Raw genomic sequence first — 19,228 nt, forward strand, 5'->3', positions numbered from 1 at the left:
TACGTGCTCGAGCGGGGTCACTTGGCCGGTTTGAAGGTGTTGAAGAGCGCCTCGCGCATCTCCGTGGTCTTCTTGCTGTTCCACTCGGCGTCCGGCGCGAAGAAGAGGATGGCGTAACCGTGCCCGTCGTCCACGACGAAGCCGCGGTTGACGGCGTGCATCCTCGTCCCGCCGGAGGTGTAGGTGAACTCCCAGTCGGCGGCGGTGCGGTAGCCGCGGTAGTCCACGTCCTTTATGACCACCTTCCGGTAACCGGGGAACCTGGCCGCGGTGGCGGATTCGTTCTGGCGCCAGGCGTCCGCGGCGCTCCTGCCCGGGGTGTGGGTCCAGTCGACCTGCACCCGGGGGCTGCGGCGGGCGTTGAAGATCCAGCCGTTGCCGGCCCGCTCCTTGTTCTCGGCCCAGCCACTGGGCAGCGCTATCGAGAAGCCCTCGGAGTCGGTGTAGGTCGTCCAGCCGGCCGGGACGGCGGAGGAGCCGTTCTTCCCGCTGCCGGGGCCGTCGCCGGAGGAGCCGGAGGAGGAACTGCCCGAGCCCTTGCCGGAGTCGTCGTCCTTCCCCTTGCCGGAGTCGTCGCCGCCCTTGTCGTCGCCGCCCTTGCCCTTGTCGTCGCCGCCCTTGCCGTCCTGGACTCCGTCGTCACCGGACTTGGCACTGGCCGGGGCGGACGGATTGGCGGGCTGACGGGCGCCCGGGTCGTCGTCGCCCTGGCCGGCCCAGATGCCGATGCCGGTCCCGAGCAGCACGAGGACGACGAAGATCGCCGCGAAGAGCACTGCGCGGCGGCGGCGCTCGTCCATCGACGCCAGGAGCGGCAGCCGGGGGGCCGCGGCCGGGGCGGCGGGCACCGGTACCGGCGCGACCGGCGCGGACGCGGTCGCCGGGGTGGCGGCGGTCGCCGGCGTGGCGGCGGTCGCCGGGGTGGCCTCGGGCTCCGGCTTGGCCTTGGCGGCCCGCAGCGCCGCCTGGTCGGCCGCGGCGGCCCGGGTGGCCGGGGGCGCGTCGGTCGGCGTCGGCTGCGGGTCGGAGGGCGGCAGCGGCATGGTCCGCGTGGCCTCCGCCACCGGGACGTCCGGCGCGTGGGCGACACCCGTGAGCAGCGGGCGCACGCCCGCGTCGTCGAGCCTCAGCTCCGGGTCCTTGTTGAGCAGCCCGTGGATCGCGTCGGCCAGCGGGCCCGCCTTGCGCGGGGTCTGCAGCGACTCGGTCATGACCGCGGTGAGCGTGGCGATGGCCGAGCCCTTGTCGTACGGCGGCCGGCCCTCGACCGAGGCGTACAGCAGCGCGCCCAGCGACCACAGGTCGGCGGGCGGGCCCGGCTTCTGGCCGCGCGCCCGCTCCGGCGAGATGTACGAGGGAGCGCCGACCAGCATGCCGGTGGAGGTGACGGACGGGTCGCCGTCGATCTGGGCGATGCCGAAGTCGCTGAGCACGACGCGGCCGTCATCGGCGATCAGGACGTTGGACGGCTTCACGTCACGGTGGAGGATGCCCTCCTTGTGCGCGGCCCGCAGGACGTCCAGCACGGTCAGACCGACCTCGGCGGCGCGCTTGGGCGAGAGCGGCCCGTCCTCGCGGATCGCGTCCGACAGCGAGCGGCCCTCGACCAGCTCCATGACGATCCAGGGCCGGTCGTCCTCCTCGACGACGTCGAAGACCGTCACCGCGCCGGTGTTGCGGATCCGGGCGGTCGCCTTGGCCTCGCGCAGGGTGCGGGTGATCAGGCGGCGCTTCTCGTCCTCGTCGATGTTGTGCGGGAAGCGCAGCTCCTTCACGGCGACCGTACGGCCGAGCGTCTCGTCGACGGCCCGCCAGACGGTGCCCATGCCGCCCTTGCCGAGGACGGCGCCGAGTCGGTACCGGTCGGCGATGAGACGCTGGTCGGTGTCGTGCGCCTGGCCCATGAATTCCCTCTGCAGTCGCTGAAGATGAAGCTCCCTCATCGCCTGCTTGCGGCGACCGCGGGATGGAGACTTCCATCATCCCTGACTCGGGGCCGTGGTCCCACCCCGGCCCCGCCGTGTGCTAGTCGTGAACGACGAGTCCGGCCACCGCGTTGTCGAAGACCGGCCGGAAATCGCCCCATTGGGCCGTCGGCGCGGAGAGGTAGACGGCGAACTCGCGTCCACCGGGCTCCCCGAAGCCGAGGTCGATGGCCCGGAAGTCGCGGGCCTTGCCCTGGAAGGTGAACTCCCATATGGCTGCCGGGCGATCACGCCAGCGGGTGCTCTGCATCCGCAGCCGCTCGTATCCGGCCAGCTTGGGGATGGTCTGCTGTTCCTCCTCCTCGAAGTGCTCCAGGGGGTCGCTCGCCGCGTAGTCCAGCGTGCCGATCCGCAGGCCGGCCAGTTCACTCGGATCGACGTAGATGACCTGATCGCCCTGCACCTGACGGGTCCACCCGTCGGGCACCGGGACGGAGAAGCCGTACTGCGGCTCCTCGGCCAGGTGGTACCCGGCCGGCACGGGCGAGGGGCCCGGAGCCGACGGGGACGGAGAGGGGGACGGGGTGGACGGCGACGAGGACGTCGCCGAGTGGCTCGGCCCCGCCCCGTCGCCCTGGGTGCCGGTGGAGCCGCCGAAGTGCTGGGCGGCGTAGAACCCGCCGCCGGCGAGGGCGACGGCCAGCGCCACGGCGACCAGCGCCCGTACGCCGGTGCGACGCCGGCGCCCGGGGGCCGCCGGCGGGGCCGCCACCCCCGACGGCACCGTGGGGGCGTGCGGCGGCTCGGGCTGCGGGGCGGGTGTCCGGGACCGGACGACGGCGGTCGGCGCGTTGTGCGACAGGGTGAGGCTGTCGCGGGGGACGCTCTCGGTCTCGGTCTCGGCGGCACCGGCCCGCAGCAACCGCTCGGCCTCCTCCGCCGACAGACGCCCCTCCGGCTCCCGCACCAGCAACCCCGCGATCACCGGCCCCAACGCCCCCGCACGCCCCGCCACCGGCACCTCGTCCGTCGCGATCGCATACGCCGTCTCGATCGCCGTGTCCCGACGGAACGGCGAACGCCCCTCCACCGCCTGGAACAACGTCGCCCCCAACGCCCACAGATCCGCCCCCGGCCCCGGCGCACCACCGGTCAACCGCTCCGGAGCCAGAAAATCGATCGACCCGATCAACTCACCCGTCCGCGTCAACGTCGACGTCCCCGACGCCTGCGCGATCCCGAAATCCGTCAGCACCACCCGACCCGACTCCGACAACAGCACATTGCCCGGCTTCACATCCCGATGCAGCACCCCCGCCGCATGCGCCGCCCGCAACGCCGCCACCATCCCCCGCCCGATCCGCGCCGCCTCCCCCGGCCCCACCGGACCCCGCTCCTTCAGCAGATCACCCAACGTCGTCGACGGCACGTACTCCATCACGATGACCGGCAGACCCTCGTCATCGACCACGTCATGAACCACCACCACATTGGGATGACTGATCCGCGCCGCACTGCGCGCCTCCCGCCGCGTCCGCTCGAACAACGTCTCCAACTCGTCGTCCTGCAGATGCGGCTGCGGCGGATGCAGCCGCTTGACCGCCACCGCACGCCCCAGCAACTCGTCCTCGGCCCGCCACACCGTGCCCATGCCACCGCGACCGATCCGCTCGACCAACCGGTACCTCCCGGCCACCAGGCGTCCGAGATCGGACATCGCGCGCCCCTTCCTGCCACGTACGAGAAGGAACGATATCCGGCCGGGCCACGGAACCCGTCAAGGCCGTGGCCCATGCCTCACCCGGTGTACCGGTGGCGGCTACAGCGGGACGATGTCCGGGGCGCCCAGGCGGGCGGCGTCCGCGGTCTGGTCGTCGGGCTGGCGCTGGGACTCCCGCTCGGCCTCGACCCGCTTCTCGTAGTGCTCGACCTCCTTCTCCACCTGCTCCTTGTCCCAGCCCAGGACGGGCGCCATCAGCTCGGCGGCCTCACGGGCGCTGAGCGTGCCGCGGTCGAAGGTCTCGATGGAGATGCGGGTGCGCCGGGTGAGCACGTCGTCCAGGTGCCGCGCCCCCTCGTGCGAGGCGGCGTAGACGACCTCGGCGCGCAGGTAGTCGTCGGCCCCGGCCAGCGGACGGCCCAGCGAGGGGTCGTCCTCGATCAGCTGCAGCAGTTCCTCGCAGAGCGATCCGTAGCGGTTGAGCAGGTGCTCGATCCGCGCCACGTGCAGACCGGTGCGCGCCGCGATCCGGGCCCGCGCGTTCCACAGCGCGTGGTAGCCCTCCGCGCCGGCCAGCGGGATCTCCTCGGTGACGCACTCCGCGACGCGGTGCGCCAGACCGTGCACGGCCGCGTCCACCGCGTCCTTGGCCATCACCCGGTACGTGGTGTACTTGCCGCCCGCCACCACCACCAGGCCCGGCACCGGGTGCGCCACGGTGTGCTCGCGCGACAGCTGGCTGGTGGCCTCCGACTCCCCCGCCAGGAGCGGGCGCAGTCCCGCGTACACGCCCTCCACGTCGTCCCGCGTCAGCGGTACGGCGAGCACCGAGTTGACGTGTTCCAGCAGGTAGTCGATGTCGGCGCTGGACGCCGCCGGGTGCGACTTGTCCAGGCTCCAGTCGGTGTCCGTCGTCCCGACGATCCAGTGGCGGCCCCACGGGATCACGAAGAGCACGCTCTTCTCGGTCCGAAGGATCAGCCCCGTCGCGGAGTGGATCCGGTCCTTCGGCACGACCAGGTGTATCCCCTTGGACGCCCGCACGTGGAACTGCCCGCGCTCCCCGATCAGCGCCTGCGTGTCGTCCGTCCACACCCCGGTGGCGTTCACGATCTGCCGTGCGCGCACCTCGTAGACGCCCCCGGCCTCCACGTCCTCGACCCGGGCGCCCACCACGCGCTCGCCCTCGCGCAGAAACCCGATCACCCGGGCCCGGTTCGCGGCCAGCGCGCCGTAGGCGGAGGCCGTCCTGACCAGCGTCATCGTGTACCGGGCGTCGTCCATCTGCGCGTCGTAGTACTGCAGCGCCCCGACCAGGGCCTCCTTCCGCAGACACGGCGCCACGCGCAACGCGCTCTTGCGGCTCAGGTGGCGGTGGTGCGGCAGGCCGCGGCCGTACCCGGAGGACAGCGCCATCGTGTCGTACAGCGTCACACCGGCACCCGCGTAGAAGCGCTCCCAGAGGCGGTGCTGCAGCGGGTACAGGAACGGCACCGGCTTCACCAGGTGCGGCGCCAGGCGCTGGAGCAGCAGACCGCGCTCCTTGAGGGCCTCCCGGACCAGGGCGAAGTCCAGCATCTCCAGGTAGCGCAGCCCGCCGTGGATCAGCTTGCTCGACCGGCTCGACGTCCCGGACGCCCAGTCGCGGGCCTCCACGATGCCGGTCGCCAGCCCGCGCGTCGCGGCGTCCAGCGCCGTCCCGGCGCCCACGACGCCCGCGCCCACCACGAGTACGTCGAGTTCCTGTTCCGCCATCCGGGCGAGCGCGGAGGAACGCTCCGCCGGTCCCAGTGTCGCCGTCAGCATCCTGGCCTCCCGTCGTGACGCGGGGTCGCGCCTGAGCGCATTCCCCGTCCCCACGATCGTTACCCGTGTCGTGGCGCGCGGCACGTCGGGCTTCGCCGGGCCGGGGCGGGTTCTTGTGTGCCGGTTGTGGTTGCGGCCGGTTGTTGTGTGCGGGTCGTCTGCGCCTGCGGCGGGCATCTCCCGCCCGATTGCCCGGCGCGGTTGGTGCGGGCCTGCGCGCGTGCGTGGTGGGCCGGGGGCGGGGCCTCCGGGGCTGGGCATTCTGTACCGCATATTTATGTGCATGGCGGGCGGTCCAGGTTCTTGCCGTCTGTGCCGCACAACAAATACACGTCAGCGTCCAGAACGCCCACCCCTACGACCCCGCCCCCTCCGTATCGCGGGCGACCAACGGCCGGAGGGGGGTGACGGGGGGCGCCCCTCCCCACACCGCCGGGAGCTGCCCCACCAGGGGGTCCCCCGGTCGGAGGCCGAGACGGGGTGCGCGCACCCGTGGCCGGGGGTGGCACCTCCCAGTGGACGGCTGGCGCACCTCACCCACCGGTGCTCGCAGGGCTTGCCTGTGTCACGGCGACGCCTAAGGTCGCCAGGCGGCAGATCGCGACGATTGCCGATGGGGGGACGACCCCTGACCTCCGGCGGGCGGCCGACTCGCAACCAGGTTCAGCCTTGGAACCACACCGACCGCACCGAACCAGCCCGCCCCTGACCGAAGGCCGAAAAAGGGCAGGAACACGCACACAACAACAGGCCGCTCAGCAGAGCGATCAGCGCCCGCTCACCCTTCCGCCGGCATCAGCCCGAGCGCCCCAAAGCCCCCTGGCCCACGGAGCGCCTGATGGCCGTGGGCGTTCAGTGAGACGGGTGCGGCAACCCCGGACCGCGCTCTACCCCCCTCCGGCCGTTGGTCGCCCCACGATTCGGAGGGGGTGGGGTCGTAGGGGTGGATGTTCTGGACGCTGCGGGATATTTGTGTGCGGCATCCGGGGCTCGGACTTGGACCGCCCGCCATGCACGTAAATAACCCAGTCCAGGACGTGCAGCCCCGGAGGCCCCGCACCCGGCCCACCACGCACGCGCGAGGCGGTCACTGACCGCGCCGGGCAATCGGGAGGGAGGGCGGGAGAACCGCCCGCCGCAGGCGCAAACAACCCGCACACAAAGACCCGGGCCACACAGAACGCGGCCCGAGGCGACGGAGCCGCCCTCGGAAGGCCCCCCGCGTGGCGTGCAGTCATATCAGCTACCTGTCTGGTTAGCCTTATTTCGCGCCATTTGGGTACCAGGACGCCCCCCGTCGCAGGAGAGGACCCCCATGCCCGCAGACCTCGCAGTCATCGGACTCGGCCACGCCGGCCTGCCCCTTGCGCAGGCGGCCAGCGCCGCCGGCCTCGGGGTGATCGGGTACGACCCGGACGAGCGCGTGGTGGAGGCGATCAACGCCGGCAGCCGGGTGCCCTGCGGCGCGCTGGCCGCCGCCGATGTGCGGCGGATGCTCGCGGGGGGCTTCCGCGCGACCGCGGACACGGCCGCCCTGGGCCGGGCGCGGGCGGCCGTGCTGTGCGCGCCGACCCCGCTCGGGGAGCGCGGGGAGCCGGACCTGACGGCGCTGGCGGAGGCGGCCCGCGCGCTGGGCGGGCAACTGCGGCCGCACAGCACGGTGGTCCTGGAGTCACCGGTGTACCCGGGCACGACGGAGGACTTCCTGCGTCCACTGCTGGAGGAGGGGTCCGGACTGCGGGCCGGCCACGGCTTCCACCTGGCGTACGCCCCGGCACGGCACCCCGGCACGCCGAAGGTGATCGGCGGCCTGACCCCCGCGTGTACGGAGGCCGCGGCCGTCTTCTACAGCCGGTTCACCGAGCGGATCGTCCGGGCCCGGGGCGTGCGCGAGGCGGAGGCCGTGCAGTTGCTGGAGACGAACTACCGGCACGTCAACATCGCGCTGGCCAACGAGATGGCCGTGTTCTGCCACGACATCGGCGTGGACGTCTGGGACGTCATCCGGTGCGCCGAGACCCGCCCCCACGGCTTCCATGCCTTCCGCCCCGGCCCCGGGGTCGGGGGCCACAGCATGCCGCTGGACCCCGGGCATCCGCCGTACCAGGGCCGGGTGCCCGGCCATCCGCTGCGTCTGGTCGAGTACGCGCAGGAGGTCAACGCCCGCATGCCGCGCTACGTGGTGCAGCGCGCCGCGGCCCTGCTGAACGAGCACGGCAAGTCGCTGCGCGGGGCGCGGGTGCTGCTGCTGGGCGTGACGTACAAGCCGGACCTGCCGGACCAGGAGCGCTCACCGGCCGGCGAGATCGGCGGCCGCCTGCTCGAGCTGGGGGCGCAGCTGAGCTACCACGACCCGTACGCCCCGCAGTGGCGGGTGCTCGACCGCCCGGTCCCCCGCGCCGACTCGCTGTGGGAGGCCGCGGCGGACGCCGACCTGACGGTCCTGCTCCAGCACCACCGCACCTACGACATGCAAGGCCTGGCGGTGAAGGCCCAGTTGATGCTGGACACCCGCGGGGCCACCCCGGTCGGGGCGGCCGCACGGCTGTGAGGAGACGCCGAGGGGCCCGGACCGCGTGTGGCGGTCCGGGCCCCTGTGCCGTGCCGTGGCGGCCGGGCGGCGGTCAGCGGTGGTGCGTCGGCGACACCGTGACCTCGACCCGCTGGAACTCCTTCAGCTCGGAGTAGCCGGTCGTGGCCATCGCGCGCCGCAGCGCGCCGAAGAAGTTCATGGAGCCGTCGGGCGCGTGGGAGGGGCCGAGCAGGATCTGCTCGGTCGTGCCGGCGGTGCCCAGGTTCATGCGCTTGCCGCGCGGCAGCTCCTCGTGGGTGGCCTCCATGCCCCAGTGGAAGCCGCGGCCGGGCGCGTCGGTGGCGCGGGCCAGCGGGGAGCCCATCATCACCGAGTCGGCGCCGCAGGCGATCGCCTTGGGCAGGTCGCCGCTGGAGCCGAAGCCGCCGTCGGCGATGACGTGCACGTAGCGGCCGCCGGACTCGTCCATGTAGTCGCGGCGGGCCGCGGCCACGTCGGCGACCGCGGTCGCCATCGGCACCTGGATGCCGAGGACGTTCCGGGTGGTGTGGGCGGCGCCGCCGCCGAAGCCGACGAGGACGCCCGCGGCACCGGTGCGCATCAGGTGCAGTGCGGCGGTGTAGGTGGCGCAGCCGCCGACGATGACCGGGACGTCGAGCTCGTAGATGAACTGCTTCAGGTTGAGCGGCTCGTGGGAGCCCGACACGTGCTCGGCGGAGACCGTCGTGCCGCGGATGACGAAGATGTCCACGCCCGCGTCGACCACGGCCTTGGAGAACTGCGCGGTGCGCTGCGGGGAGAGTGCGGCGGCCGTGACCACACCGGCGTCGCGTACCTCCTTGATGCGCTGCCCGATCAGCTCCTCCTTGATCGGCGCCGCGTAGAGCTCCTGCAGGCGCCGGGTGACGGAGGCGTCGTCCAGCTCGGCGATCTCGGCGAGCAGCGGCTCGGGGTCCTCGTAGCGGGTCCACAGGCCCTCGAGGTTGAGCACGCCGAGGCCGCCGAGGTTGCCGATGCGGATCGCGGTCTCCGGGGAGACCACGGAGTCCATCGGGGCCGCGAGGAAAGGCAGCTCGAAGCGGTAGGCGTCGATCTGCCACGCGATCGAGACCTCCTTGGGGTCTCGCGTACGGCGGCTCGGGACGACGGCGATGTCGTCGAATGCGTACGCCCTGCGGCCGCGCTTGCCCCGCCCGATCTCGATCTCAGTCACTGTCGCTATGCCTTTCCTTCGTGGCCTGCCCGTCCAGTATCCCAGGCAGGGCAGCCGGAAGCCCGCGGCCGTGCGGGGCCGCGGGCTCCGGATCGTCCGCTCGTACCGTCAGCGCCCGTGGTAGTTCGGCGCCTCGGTGGTCATCTGGATGTCGTGCGGGTGGCTCTCCTTGAGCCCTGCGGCGGTGATCCGCACGAAGCGGCCCTTCTCCTTGAGCTCGGGGATCGTCGCGGAGCCGACGTACCCCATGGAGGAGCGCAGGCCGCCGATGAGCTGGTGGGCCACCGCGGAGAGCGGGCCCCGGTAGGGCACCTGGCCCTCGATGCCCTCGGGGACGAGCTTGTCCTCGGAGAGCACGTTGTCCTGGAAGTAGCGGTCCTTGGAGTAGGACTGGGCCTGCCCGCGCGACTGCATCGCGCCGAGCGAACCCATACCGCGGTACGACTTGAACTGCTTGCCGTTGATGAAGAGCAGCTCGCCCGGCGACTCCTCGCAGCCCGCGAGGAGGCTGCCCAGCATGACGGTGTCCGCGCCGGCCGCGATGGCCTTGGCGATGTCGCCGGAGTACTGCAGGCCGCCGTCGCCGATGAGCGGGACGCCGGCCGGGCCTGCCGCCAGGGAGGCCTCGTAGATCGCCGTCACCTGGGGCGCGCCGACGCCGGCGACCACACGGGTGGTGCAGATGGAGCCGGGGCCGACACCGACCTTGATGCCGTCGGCGCCCGCGTCGATCAGCGCCTGGGCGCCGTCACGGGTGGCGACGTTGCCGGCCACCACGTCGATCTTGATGTTGGCCTTGACCTTGGCGACCATGTCGAGGATGCCGCGGCTGTGGCCGTGCGCGCTGTCGATGACCAGGAAGTCGGCACCGGCCTCGACCAGCCGCTGGGCACGGACGAAGGACTCGTCGCCGACGCCCACCGCGGCACCGACCAGCAGCCGGCCCTCGGCGTCCTTGGCGGCGTTGGGGTACTTCTCGGCCTTCACGAAGTCCTTGACCGTGATCAGGCCCTTGAGGCGGCCCTCGTCGTCGACGAGCGGCAGCTTCTCGATCTTGTGCTTGCGCAGCAGGTCCATCGCCTCGACGCCGGAGATGCCGACCTTGCCGGTGACCAGCGGCATCGGCGTCATGACCTCGCGGACCTGCTGGGAGCGGTCGCTCTCGAAGGCCATGTCGCGGTTGGTCACGATGCCCAGCAGCTTGCCGGAGGCGTCGGTGACGGGGACGCCGCTGATGCGGAACTTGCCGCACAGGGCGTCGGCCTCGGCGAGGGTGGCGTCGGGGTGGACGGTGATCGGGTCGGTCACCATGCCGGACTCGGACCGCTTCACCAGGTCGACCTGGTTGACCTGGTCCTCGACGGACAGGTTGCGGTGGAGCACGCCCACACCGCCCTGGCGGGCCATCGCGATGGCCATCCGCGCCTCGGTGACCTTGTCCATCGCCGCCGACAGCAGCGGGATGTTCACGCTGACGTTCCGGGAGACCTTCGAGCGGGTGTCGACCTGGTTCGGCACGACGTCCGACGCACCTGGGAGCAGCAGCACATCGTCGTAGGTGAGTCCGAGCAGCCCGAACTTGTCGGCTACTCCGTCGGCGTTCAGCGTCATGACACCTTCCCCATGGTCTTGCCCGGCGAGATGTTCAATGCTAATGGCTCCCGCGGGAAACCAGTTCCGCCCCCGGGGCGGGGGCCGGGCAGGGGTGCGCTAGGCGCTCAACCCGGGGGCGCCCGCGGCCGCTTCCTCCGCCAGCGCCCGCAGCCGGGACAGCGCGCGGTGCTGGGCGACACGGACGGCGCCCGGCGACATGCCGAGCACCTGACCGGTCTCCTCCGCGGTGAGGCCCACGGCGACGCGGAGCAGCACCAGCTCCCGCTGGTGCTCCGGGAGGTTGGCGAGCAGCTTCTTGGCCCACTCCGCGTCGCTGCTGAGCAGCGCCCGCTCCTCGGGCCCGAGCGAGTCGTCCGGCTGCTCGGGCATCTCGTCGGAGGGCACGGCCGTCGAGCCGGGACCGCGCATGGCGGCCCGCTGGAGGTCGGCGACCTTGTGTGCCGCGATGCCGAAGACGAAGGCCTCGAAGGGCCGGCCCTGGTCCCGGTAGCGGGGCAGGGCGCACAGCACCGCGAGGCAGACCTCCTGGGCGAGGTCCTCCACGAAGTGGCGCGCGTCACCCGGCAGCCGCGACAGCCTGGTGCGGCAGTAGCGCTGGGCGAGTGGGTGCACATGGGCGAGCAGATCGTGCGTCGCCTGCTCGTCGCCGTCCACGGCTCGACGTACGAGTGCCCCTATGGCTGTCTCATTGCCGGTGGCCTCGTCGCGCATCCGTCCATAGTGCATCGCCGCGGGCCGCTCCGTGGCCTCACACCCGTGGTTGTGCTCCGAAGCGTTATGCGGAGTGCCGTGCGGAGCGTTTCGAGGGGCCGCACCGGCCGTAGTCATGTCATGCACCCGCCGCCCCGCCCGACCGTTTCCCCGAGAGTCCATACCTCAAGCATGCGCCCTCGGCGCGGAAACCGGTACGAGCGGGGCAGCCGCACAGCCGCCCCACAGCTCATCGGCCCCTCAGCCCTCAAAGCCGCTGCCTCAGCGCACCAGGCCCCAGCGGAAGCCGAGCGCCACCGCGTGGGCCCGGTCCGAGGCGCCGAGCTTCTTGAAGAGGCGTCGCGCGTGCGTCTTGACGGTGTCCTCGGAGAGGAAGAGCTCGCGGCCGATCTCGGCGTTGGAGCGGCCATGACTCATGCCCTCCAGCACCTGGATCTCGCGGGCGGTCAGGGTCGGGGCGGCGCCCATCTCGGCCGAGCGCAGCCGGCGGGGGGCGAGCCGCCAGGTCGGGTCGGCCAGCGCCTGGGTGACCGTGGCCCGCAACTCGGCGCGCGAGGCGTCCTTGTGCAGGTATCCGCGGGCACCGGCGGCGACCGCGAGGGCCACCCCGTCCAGGTCCTCGGCGACCGTGAGCATGATGATGCGGGCGCCGGGGTCGGCGGACAGCAGCCGCCGTACGGTCTCGACGCCGCCGAGGCCGGGCATCCGGACGTCCATGAGGATGAGGTCCGAGCGGTCGGCGCCCCAGCGGCGGAGGACTTCCTCGCCGTTGGCCGCGGTCGTCACACGCTCCACGCCGGGCACGGTCGCAACCGCGCGGCGCAGGGCCTCTCGGGCAAGCGGGGAGTCGTCGCAGACGAGAACGGAAGTCATGACCGTCCTCCGCAGCTGATCCGCGTCACGTTGAGCCTCCAGGCTGTACGAATCGTTCACCGGTGGGGATGACGGCCTCGGGCGCCTGCCCGATTAGTTCGACCGCCAACCACTTCCGCACCTTCAACGACCCTCACTCGAAAGAGTTACGGAGTTTGGCGGGCGACTCCCGCACTCTCCGTGCCCGGACCGACACGGATCAGCAACGTCGCAGGTCGCAGCCGTTCACCGAGCCCCAAAAAGCGGCACAACGGGCGCCCGCTTGCAGCACAGGGCAGCCGCCGACCGGGGGGCAATGTCAGATTTTGCCTGTTTGGAGGCTTTTTACCCGCATGGCGGGAGTTCGTTGGCAATTTTGTGATGAATCATATTTACATCTACTTCGACAGTAGATGTACCGTCGACAGCACCTTCCCAGAGCTTCGCGCCTGGACGGTGTCCCTGCAGCCCACCTCTCGAGGAGATGAGCAATGGCAGACTTCTCCCGCCTCCCGGGCCCGAACGCCGACCTCTGGGACTGGCAGCTGGTCGCCGCCTGCCGCGGCGTCGACAGCTCCCTGTTCTTCCACCCCGAGGGAGAGCGCGGTGCCGCCCGGAGCGCGCGTGAGGCGGCGGCCAAGGAGGTGTGCATGCGCTGCCCCGTCCGCGCCGAGTGCGCGACGCACGCTCTGACGGTCCGCGAGCCCTACGGGGTCTGGGGCGGACTCACCGAGGACGAGCGCGAGGAGATGATGGGCCGGTCCCGCAACCGGGTCATGAGCTCGCACGCCACCGGCGGTCACTGACGCACCGGACATCAGCCGACGAGGAAACGTTTCACCACAAGCGGCCGGGTACCCGCGGTGCCGGGGACTCAGACCGTCGACGGGTCGCGCAGAGCGGCCAGCCGCAGCCGGCCCAGCATCATGTCGACGGCCGGCACCTGAGCCAGGTCGGGCAGCGTCAGCGCCGCCACGTCCCGGCGTACGGACGGGCGCAGTTCGCGCACGGCCACCCCGCGCAGCCGCACCGCCTCCAGCGCGAGGCCGGGCTGCGCCGAGACGCCCATTCCCGACGCCACCAGGCCGACCGCCGCCGGGTAGTCGTCCGTGGCGAAGTCGATGCGCGGCTCGAAACCCTCCCGCCCGCACAGCTCGACCAGGTGCCGGCGGCAGTACGGGCAGCCCGCGATCCACGCTTCGTCCGCGAGGTCGGACAGCCGCACCGGGCCGCCGGCGCGCGCCAGCGCGTGCCCGGCCGGCAGCACCGCGAAGAGCCGGTCGGACAGCAACGGCCGCACCAGGAATCCCCCCCACGCGGCCGCGTCCACCCCGCCGGCCTCGTCCTCGTAGCGGTAGACCAGCGCCAGTTCGCACTCCCCGGCGCGCAGCATCTCCACCGCGCGCGGCGGCTGCGCCTCGGCCAGCGTGATCCGTACGTCCGGGTGCGCGGCGCGCATCGCCGCCAGCGCGGTGGGCACCAGCGACGGGCCCGCGCTCGGGAACGACACCATGCGCACCCGCCCGGCGCGCAGGCCCCCGATGGCCGCGACCTCCTCCTCGGCGGCGGCCAGCCCCGCGAGGATGCCGCTCGCGTGCCGGGCCAGCGCCTCGCCCGCCTCGGTCAGCCGGGTCGTCCGCCCGCCGCGGACCAGCAGCGGGGTGCCCGCGGCGAGTTCCAGCGCCTTCATCTGCTGGCTGACCGCGGGCTGGGTGCAGCCCAGCTGTCGCGCGGCGCCCGACAGCGAGCCGGACCGGGCCACGGCGCGGAGCACACGAAGGTGGCGGGCCTCGAACACGCTCCGAGCATAAGGGTTCCTTGGGGGTCGCGTTCAGTGATCGATGGTGGACTTGGGGCAGTCCTGGGCGCAGGCTGAGGAACCATGGACATCACCGGGGAATTCGCGCTGGACGCCGGGATCAGCTACCTCAACACCGCCTCGTCGGGCATCGGCCCGCTGCGCTCCGTCGAGGCGCTGCGCACCGCCGTGGCCGCCTGGTCCGACGGCACCGACAACTGGGTGCGCGACGAGCGCGCCCTGGGCGCCGCCCGCGCCGCCTACGCCCGCCTCACCGGGGTCGCCGCCGACCGCGTCGCGATCGGATCCTCGGTCACCACACACGTCGGCATGATCGCCGCGGCGCTCCCCGCCGGGGCCGAAGTGGTGCTGGCCGACGGTGACTTCAGCTCGCTGGTCAACCCCTTCGCCTCCCGCGCCGACGTCGCGGTGCGCGCTGTGCCCCTGGAGGGCGTCGCCGACGCCGTACGTCCCACCACCGACCTCGTCGCGGTCAGCGCGGTGCAGTCCGCGGACGGCCGGGTCGCCGACCTCGCGGCGGTCCGCGAGGCCGCGTCGCGGCACGGGGCGCGCGTGCTCGTCGACGCCACGCAGGCGGTGGGCTGGCTGCCGCTGCGCACGGACGGCCTCGACTACGTCGTGTGCGGCGGCTACAAGTGGCTGCTCGCCCCGCGCGGGGTGTCCTTCCTGACCGTGCGGGAGGGCGCCGAGGACGGGCTGTCGGCGCAGTTCGCCGGCTGGTACGCGGCCGAGGACCCGTGGGGCGACTGCTACGGGCCGGTCGCGCACCTCGCACGGTCCGCCCGGCGGTTCGACGTGATGCCGCCGCTGCTGCCGTACCTGGCGGGGGCGGCCTCGCTGGCACTGGTCGAGGAGCTGGGCGTCGAGGCCATCGGCGCCCACGACGTCGCGCTGGCCGAGAGCTTCCGGGCGGGCCTGCTGCGGCTCGGCCACAAGCCCGTGCCGTCCGGCGCGGCGGCCTCGGCGATCGTGGCCGTCCCGGGCCTGGGCGACGCGGCGGAGCGGCTGGCCGCCGCCGGCATCCGGGTCTCGGCCCGTGCGGGGAACCTGCGGGCGGCCTTCCACCTGTACAACACCGAGGCGGACGTGGACCGGCTGCTGCGCGTGCTCGCGGGCTAGGGACCGCCGGGCGGTCCCGATCGCCGGAAAAGGTCTCGCCGGCCGCCGGGCGGGAGCCGTACCGTCGCGGGATGAAGCTGCTCTCGGTGAACGTGGGCCGGCCGCGTGCGAACCCCTGGAAGACGACCGGGACGACCGGCATCGACAAGCACCCGGTCCCGGGCCCGGTGGCGGTGACGGCACCGGGCCCCAAGGGCACCGGCGCGGTCGGCCTCGCCGGCGACCGGGTGTACGACGTGGCGCACCACGGCGGCTCCGACCAGGCGGTCTACGCCTACGCCCGCGAGGACCTCGACACCTGGGAACGCGAGCTCGACCTGCCGCTGCGCAACGGCATGTTCGGGGAGAACCTGACCACCTCGGGGCTGGACGTCAACGAGGCCCTGATCGGCGAGCGCTGGCGGATCGGCGGGCCGGGCGGCGCCGTCCTGGAGGTGTCCTGCCCGCGGATCCCCTGTGCCACCTTCCAGGGCTGGCTGGAACAGGGCGGCTGGATCAGGACGTTCACGCGGGCCGCGCTGCCCGGCGCCTACCTCCGGGTCGCCGAAGCCGGTGACGTCCGGGCCGGCGACCCGGTCGAGGTCGTCCACCGCCCGGACCACGAGGTCACCGTCGCGCTGACCTTCCGCGCGGTCACCCTGGAGCCCGCGCTGCTCCCCCGGCTGCTGGCGGCGGACGCGCTCCCGCAGGATGTGCGCGCCGCGGCCCGCAGACGCACGGGGGCTCACTAGCCTGCGGGGCATGACGACTTCACTGATCACGGGAGCCACCGCGGGGATCGGCGCGGCGTTCGCACGCCGGCTGGCGGGGGACGGTCATGCCCTGGTCCTGGTCGCCCGCGACGGGCAGCGGCTGGAGGAGTGCGCGCAGGAGCTGCGGCACGCGTACGGGGTGACCGTGGAGGTGCTGCCCGCCGACCTGTCGGCGGACAAGGGCATCGAGACGGTCGAGGCACGGCTGCGGGACCGCGAGCGCCCCGTGGACGTGCTGGTGAACAACGCGGGCTTCGGCAACCGGGGCGGCTTCGGCGACGTGCCGGTGGCCGACGAGCTGACCATGCTCAAGGTGCACTGCGAGGCGGTGCTGCGGCTGACCTGCGCCGCGACCGGGGCCATGCGGGAGCGCGGGCGCGGCTTCGTGATCAACGTGGCCTCGGTGGCGGCCTTCGTGCCGCGCGGCACGTACGGGGCGAGCAAGGCGTGGGTCGTCAGCTTCACCCAGGGCGTGGCCCGGGAGCTCGCGGGCACCGGGGTGCGGCTGATGGCGCTGTGCCCGGGCTTCGTCCGTACCGAGTTCCACCGGCGGGCCGGGATGGACACCGGCAGCATCCCCTCCTGGGCGTGGCTGGACGCCGACAAGGTGGTCGCCGCGGCCGTGCGCGACCTGGCCCGCGGCCGGTCCCTGAGCGTGCCCGACCCCCGCTACAAGGCCGCGGTGGCCGCGGCCAGGCTGGCGCCGAGCGGGGCGCTCGGCCGGTTCTCGGCGAAGGCGGGGCGGCGCTTCGGGCCTGCCTATCCCCGCGACTGAGGCCGGTCTCCCGGCAGCCCGAAGGCCCCCGTTCCCGGGCGGGAACGGGGGCCTTCGCGGTCCAGCTCAGTGGGAGTGGCCGTGGCCGTGACCGTGACCGGCCTCGGCGGGCTCCTCCTCCTTCTTCTCCACCACGAGGGTCTCGGTGGTGAGGAGCAGGGAGGCGATGGAGGCGGCGTTCTCCAGGGCGGAGCGGGTGACCTTGACCGGGTCGATGACGCCGGACTTCACCAGGTCGCCGTACTCGCCGGTCGCGGCGTTGAAGCCGTGGCCCTTCTCCAGCTCGGAGACCTTGGAGGTGATGACGTAGCCCTCCAGGCCCGCGTTCTCGGCGATCCAGCGCAGCGGCTCGACCGCGGCGCGGCGGACGACCGCCACACCGGTGGCCTCGTCGCCGGTCTTGCCGAGGTTGTCGTCGAGCACCTTGACCGCGTGGACGAGCGCGGAGCCACCACCGGAGACGATGCCCTCCTCGACCGCGGCGCGGGTCGCGGAGATGGCGTCCTCCAGACGGTGCTTCTTCTCCTTGAGCTCGACCTCGGTGGCCGCGCCGACGCGGATGACGCACACGCCGCCGGCCAGCTTGGCGAGGCGCTCCTGGAGCTTCTCGCGGTCCCAGTCGGAGTCGGTCGCGGCGATCTCGGCCTTGATCTGGTTGATCCGGCCGCTGATCTCCGCGGACTCGCCGGCGCCGTCGACGACGGTGGTGTCGTCCTTGGTGACGGTCACGCGGCGGGCGGTGCCGAGCACGTCCAGGCCGACCTGGTCGAGCTTGAGGCCGACCTCCTCGGCGACGACGGTGCCGCCGGTGAGGGTGGCGATGTCGCCCAGCATGGCCTTGCGGCGGTCACCGAAGCCGGGGGCCTTGACCGCGACCGCGTTGAAGGTGCCGCGGATCTTGTTGACCACCAGGGTCGACAGGGCCTCGCCCTCGACGTCCTCGGCGATGATCAGCAGCGGCTTGGAGGCGCCGGCCTGCAGGATCTTCTCCAGCAGCGGGAGCAGGTCCTGGATGGAGGAGATCTTGCCCTGGGTGATGAGGATGTACGGGTCCTCCAGGACGGCCTCCTGGCGCTCCTGGTCCGTCACGAAGTACGGCGACAGGTAGCCCTTGTCGAAGGCCATGCCCTCGGTGAAGTCCAGCTCCAGCCCGAAGGTGTTGGACTCCTCGACGGTGATGACACCGTCCTTGCCGACCTTGTCGATCGCCTCGGCGATCAGCTCGCCGACCTGCTTGTCCTGGGCGGACAGGGCGGCGACGGCGGCGACGTCCTCCTTGCCCTCGATCGGGCGGGCGGTGGCGAGCAGCTCGTCCGAGACGGCCTTGACGGCGGCGTCGATGCCCTTCTTCAGGGCGGCCGGGGAAGCGCCGGCGGCGACGTTGCGCAGACCCTCGCGGACCAGCGCCTGGGCCAGCACGGTGGCGGTGGTGGTGCCGTCACCCGCGATGTCGTTGGTCTTGGTCGCCACCTCCTTCACCAGCTGCGCACCGAGGTTCTCGTACGGGTCGTCGATCTCGACCTCACGCGCGATGGTCACACCGTCGTTGGTGATGGTCGGGGCGCCGAACTTCTTGTCGATGACGACATTGCGGCCCTTGGGGCCGATGGTCACCTTCACGGTGTCGGCGAGCTTGTTGACGCCACGCTCGAGGGCGCGACGGGCGTCCTCGTCGAACTTCAGGATCTTGGCCATACCGGCGGATTTCCTCGTCTTTGGGTTCTCGTCAAAGACCGCGCCCCGGGTCCCCGGTCCGTGCGTGGACTCGGTGTGCCCGGGGCGTGGTCACGGCATTTCTCGGTTAAGAGCGGCGCCGGTTCTACTTCTCGACGATCGCGAGGACGTCGCGAGCCGAGAGGACGAGGTACTCCTCGCCGCTGTACTTGACCTCGGTGCCGCCGTACTTGCTGTACAGCACGATGTCGCCGACCTTGACGTCGAGCGGGATGCGGTTGCCGTCCTCGAAGCGACCCGGGCCGACGGCCAGGACGACGCCCTCCTGGGGCTTCTCCTTGGCGGTGTCCGGGATGACCAGGCCGGAGGCGGTGGTCTGCTCGGCATCCAGCGGCTGGACCACGATGCGGTCCTCGAGCGGCTTGATGGCAACCTTGGTGCTGGCGGTCGTCACGATCCGACCTCCCCCTTCAAAGGGCTCACGGGAGTCTGGGTGGCGACCTGGTAGGCCCGTCGTCGCGGGTGCCGGACCTGCCCGTCGCGTTTGTGCTGGCACTCGGCATGGCTGAGTGCCAGGTCCGAGACTAGGACGCGCTTAGCACTCGGTCAAGCGGAGTGCCAACGCCGCGCCGTACGAGCCGCTCTCCCTCCGGGGAACGGTGTGCCCGGACGTACGGTTCCGGGCCCGGCACGCACCGGGCGCGGCCGGCGAAGG

The 19,228-nt window shown here is 72.5% G+C and carries 15 protein-coding genes; 5 read left to right on the forward strand and 10 right to left on the reverse strand.

The genetic code is table 11. The features are described 5' to 3' along the window. Positions 1-17: 17 nt before the first annotated feature. The 3 genes from OIE69_RS17370 to OIE69_RS17380 all read right to left on the reverse strand — a co-directional run bounded on the left by OIE69_RS17370 (position 18) and on the right by OIE69_RS17380 (position 5,451). On the reverse strand, positions 18-1,904 hold the full coding sequence (locus OIE69_RS17370) for a serine/threonine-protein kinase (protein WP_326572827.1): 1,887 nt from the start codon (positions 1,902-1,904) through the stop codon (positions 18-20). A gap of 121 nt (positions 1,905-2,025) precedes the next feature. Next, positions 2,026-3,642 (reverse strand): serine/threonine-protein kinase, encoded by a 1,617-nt coding sequence (locus OIE69_RS17375; protein ID WP_326572828.1) that lies wholly within the window; start codon positions 3,640-3,642, stop codon positions 2,026-2,028. A 102-nt stretch (positions 3,643-3,744) separates the two neighbouring features. Then, positions 3,745-5,451, reverse strand: coding sequence for a glycerol-3-phosphate dehydrogenase/oxidase (locus tag OIE69_RS17380; RefSeq protein ID WP_326572829.1), 1,707 nt, complete (start codon positions 5,449-5,451; stop codon positions 3,745-3,747). Between the two features lie 1,315 nt (positions 5,452-6,766). Here OIE69_RS17380 and OIE69_RS17385 point away from each other — a divergent pair. Then, on the forward strand, positions 6,767-8,002 hold the full coding sequence (locus OIE69_RS17385) for a nucleotide sugar dehydrogenase (protein ID WP_326572830.1): 1,236 nt from the start codon (positions 6,767-6,769) through the stop codon (positions 8,000-8,002). 73 nt (positions 8,003-8,075) lie between these two features. On the opposite strand, the gene OIE69_RS17390 is transcribed toward OIE69_RS17385, so the two are convergent. The 4 genes from OIE69_RS17390 to OIE69_RS17405 form a co-directional block, all read right to left on the reverse strand. Beyond that, a complete protein-coding gene (locus OIE69_RS17390; protein WP_326572831.1) occupies positions 8,076-9,197 on the reverse strand; it encodes a GuaB3 family IMP dehydrogenase-related protein in 1,122 nt (373 codons plus the stop codon). A gap of 108 nt (positions 9,198-9,305) precedes the next feature. Then, positions 9,306-10,808, reverse strand: coding sequence for an IMP dehydrogenase (gene guaB / locus OIE69_RS17395; protein ID WP_326572832.1), 1,503 nt, complete (start codon positions 10,806-10,808; stop codon positions 9,306-9,308). A 99-nt stretch (positions 10,809-10,907) separates the two neighbouring features. Continuing rightward, positions 10,908-11,522, reverse strand: a complete 615-nt coding sequence (locus OIE69_RS17400) for a sigma-70 family RNA polymerase sigma factor (RefSeq protein ID WP_026251686.1) — start codon at positions 11,520-11,522, stop codon at positions 10,908-10,910. A 261-nt stretch (positions 11,523-11,783) separates the two neighbouring features. Next, entirely contained in the window at positions 11,784-12,395 is a 612-nt protein-coding gene (locus OIE69_RS17405) for a response regulator transcription factor (RefSeq protein ID WP_003948568.1), read from the reverse strand. A gap of 470 nt (positions 12,396-12,865) precedes the next feature. Here OIE69_RS17405 and OIE69_RS17410 point away from each other — a divergent pair, with 470 nt between their 5' ends. After that, positions 12,866-13,180 carry a WhiB family transcriptional regulator gene (locus OIE69_RS17410; RefSeq protein WP_018562793.1) on the forward strand — a complete coding sequence of 105 codons (315 nt, stop codon included), beginning with the start codon at positions 12,866-12,868 and terminating at the stop codon, positions 13,178-13,180. Between the two features lie 68 nt (positions 13,181-13,248). On the opposite strand, the gene OIE69_RS17415 is transcribed toward OIE69_RS17410, so the two are convergent. After that, on the reverse strand, positions 13,249-14,172 hold the full coding sequence (locus tag OIE69_RS17415) for a LysR family transcriptional regulator (RefSeq protein ID WP_326572835.1): 924 nt from the start codon (positions 14,170-14,172) through the stop codon (positions 13,249-13,251). A gap of 84 nt (positions 14,173-14,256) precedes the next feature. Here OIE69_RS17415 and OIE69_RS17420 point away from each other — a divergent pair, with 84 nt between their 5' ends. The 3 genes from OIE69_RS17420 to OIE69_RS17430 all read left to right on the forward strand — a co-directional run bounded on the left by OIE69_RS17420 (position 14,257) and on the right by OIE69_RS17430 (position 16,839). Beyond that, on the forward strand, positions 14,257-15,312 hold the full coding sequence (locus tag OIE69_RS17420) for an aminotransferase class V-fold PLP-dependent enzyme (RefSeq protein WP_326572836.1): 1,056 nt from the start codon (positions 14,257-14,259) through the stop codon (positions 15,310-15,312). A 71-nt stretch (positions 15,313-15,383) separates the two neighbouring features. Further along, complete coding sequence (locus OIE69_RS17425) at positions 15,384-16,043, forward strand: MOSC domain-containing protein (protein WP_326572837.1); 660 nt, start codon at positions 15,384-15,386, stop codon at positions 16,041-16,043. 10 nt (positions 16,044-16,053) lie between these two features. Further along, positions 16,054-16,839 carry an SDR family NAD(P)-dependent oxidoreductase gene (locus OIE69_RS17430; protein WP_326572838.1) on the forward strand — a complete coding sequence of 262 codons (786 nt, stop codon included), beginning with the start codon at positions 16,054-16,056 and terminating at the stop codon, positions 16,837-16,839. Between the two features lie 66 nt (positions 16,840-16,905). On the opposite strand, the gene groL is transcribed toward OIE69_RS17430, so the two are convergent. Next, on the reverse strand, positions 16,906-18,534 hold the full coding sequence (gene groL / locus OIE69_RS17435) for a chaperonin GroEL (protein WP_089229067.1): 1,629 nt from the start codon (positions 18,532-18,534) through the stop codon (positions 16,906-16,908). A 124-nt stretch (positions 18,535-18,658) separates the two neighbouring features. Further along, a complete protein-coding gene (groES, locus tag OIE69_RS17440; protein WP_018562788.1) occupies positions 18,659-18,967 on the reverse strand; it encodes a co-chaperone GroES in 309 nt (102 codons plus the stop codon). Positions 18,968-19,228 lie beyond the last annotated feature (261 nt).

Origin of the sequence: Actinacidiphila glaucinigra (assembly GCF_035918135.1) — a bacterium.
Classification (GTDB): Bacteria; Actinomycetota; Actinomycetes; order Streptomycetales; family Streptomycetaceae; genus Actinacidiphila; species Actinacidiphila glaucinigra.

What these genes read in the sequence shown, in the direction of transcription:
- OIE69_RS17385 (WP_326572830.1), top strand. Translation starts at nt 6,767, where the DNA reads ATGCCCGCAGACCTCGCAGTCATCGGACTCGGCCACGCCGGCCTGCCC.
- OIE69_RS17420 (WP_326572836.1), top strand. Translation starts at nt 14,257, where the DNA reads ATGGACATCACCGGGGAATTCGCGCTGGACGCCGGGATCAGCTACCTC.
- OIE69_RS17425 (WP_326572837.1), top strand. Translation starts at nt 15,384, where the DNA reads ATGAAGCTGCTCTCGGTGAACGTGGGCCGGCCGCGTGCGAACCCCTGG.
- OIE69_RS17405 (WP_003948568.1), bottom strand. Translation starts at nt 12,395, where the DNA reads ATGACTTCCGTTCTCGTCTGCGACGACTCCCCGCTTGCCCGAGAGGCC.
- OIE69_RS17410 (WP_018562793.1), top strand. Translation starts at nt 12,866, where the DNA reads ATGGCAGACTTCTCCCGCCTCCCGGGCCCGAACGCCGACCTCTGGGAC.
- OIE69_RS17375 (WP_326572828.1), bottom strand. Translation starts at nt 3,642, where the DNA reads ATGTCCGATCTCGGACGCCTGGTGGCCGGGAGGTACCGGTTGGTCGAG.
- groL (WP_089229067.1), bottom strand. Translation starts at nt 18,534, where the DNA reads ATGGCCAAGATCCTGAAGTTCGACGAGGACGCCCGTCGCGCCCTCGAG.
- OIE69_RS17370 (WP_326572827.1), bottom strand. Translation starts at nt 1,904, where the DNA reads ATGGGCCAGGCGCACGACACCGACCAGCGTCTCATCGCCGACCGGTAC.
- guaB (WP_326572832.1), bottom strand. Translation starts at nt 10,808, where the DNA reads ATGACGCTGAACGCCGACGGAGTAGCCGACAAGTTCGGGCTGCTCGGA.
- OIE69_RS17400 (WP_026251686.1), bottom strand. Translation starts at nt 11,522, where the DNA reads ATGCGCGACGAGGCCACCGGCAATGAGACAGCCATAGGGGCACTCGTA.
- OIE69_RS17430 (WP_326572838.1), top strand. Translation starts at nt 16,054, where the DNA reads ATGACGACTTCACTGATCACGGGAGCCACCGCGGGGATCGGCGCGGCG.
- OIE69_RS17380 (WP_326572829.1), bottom strand. Translation starts at nt 5,451, where the DNA reads ATGCTGACGGCGACACTGGGACCGGCGGAGCGTTCCTCCGCGCTCGCC.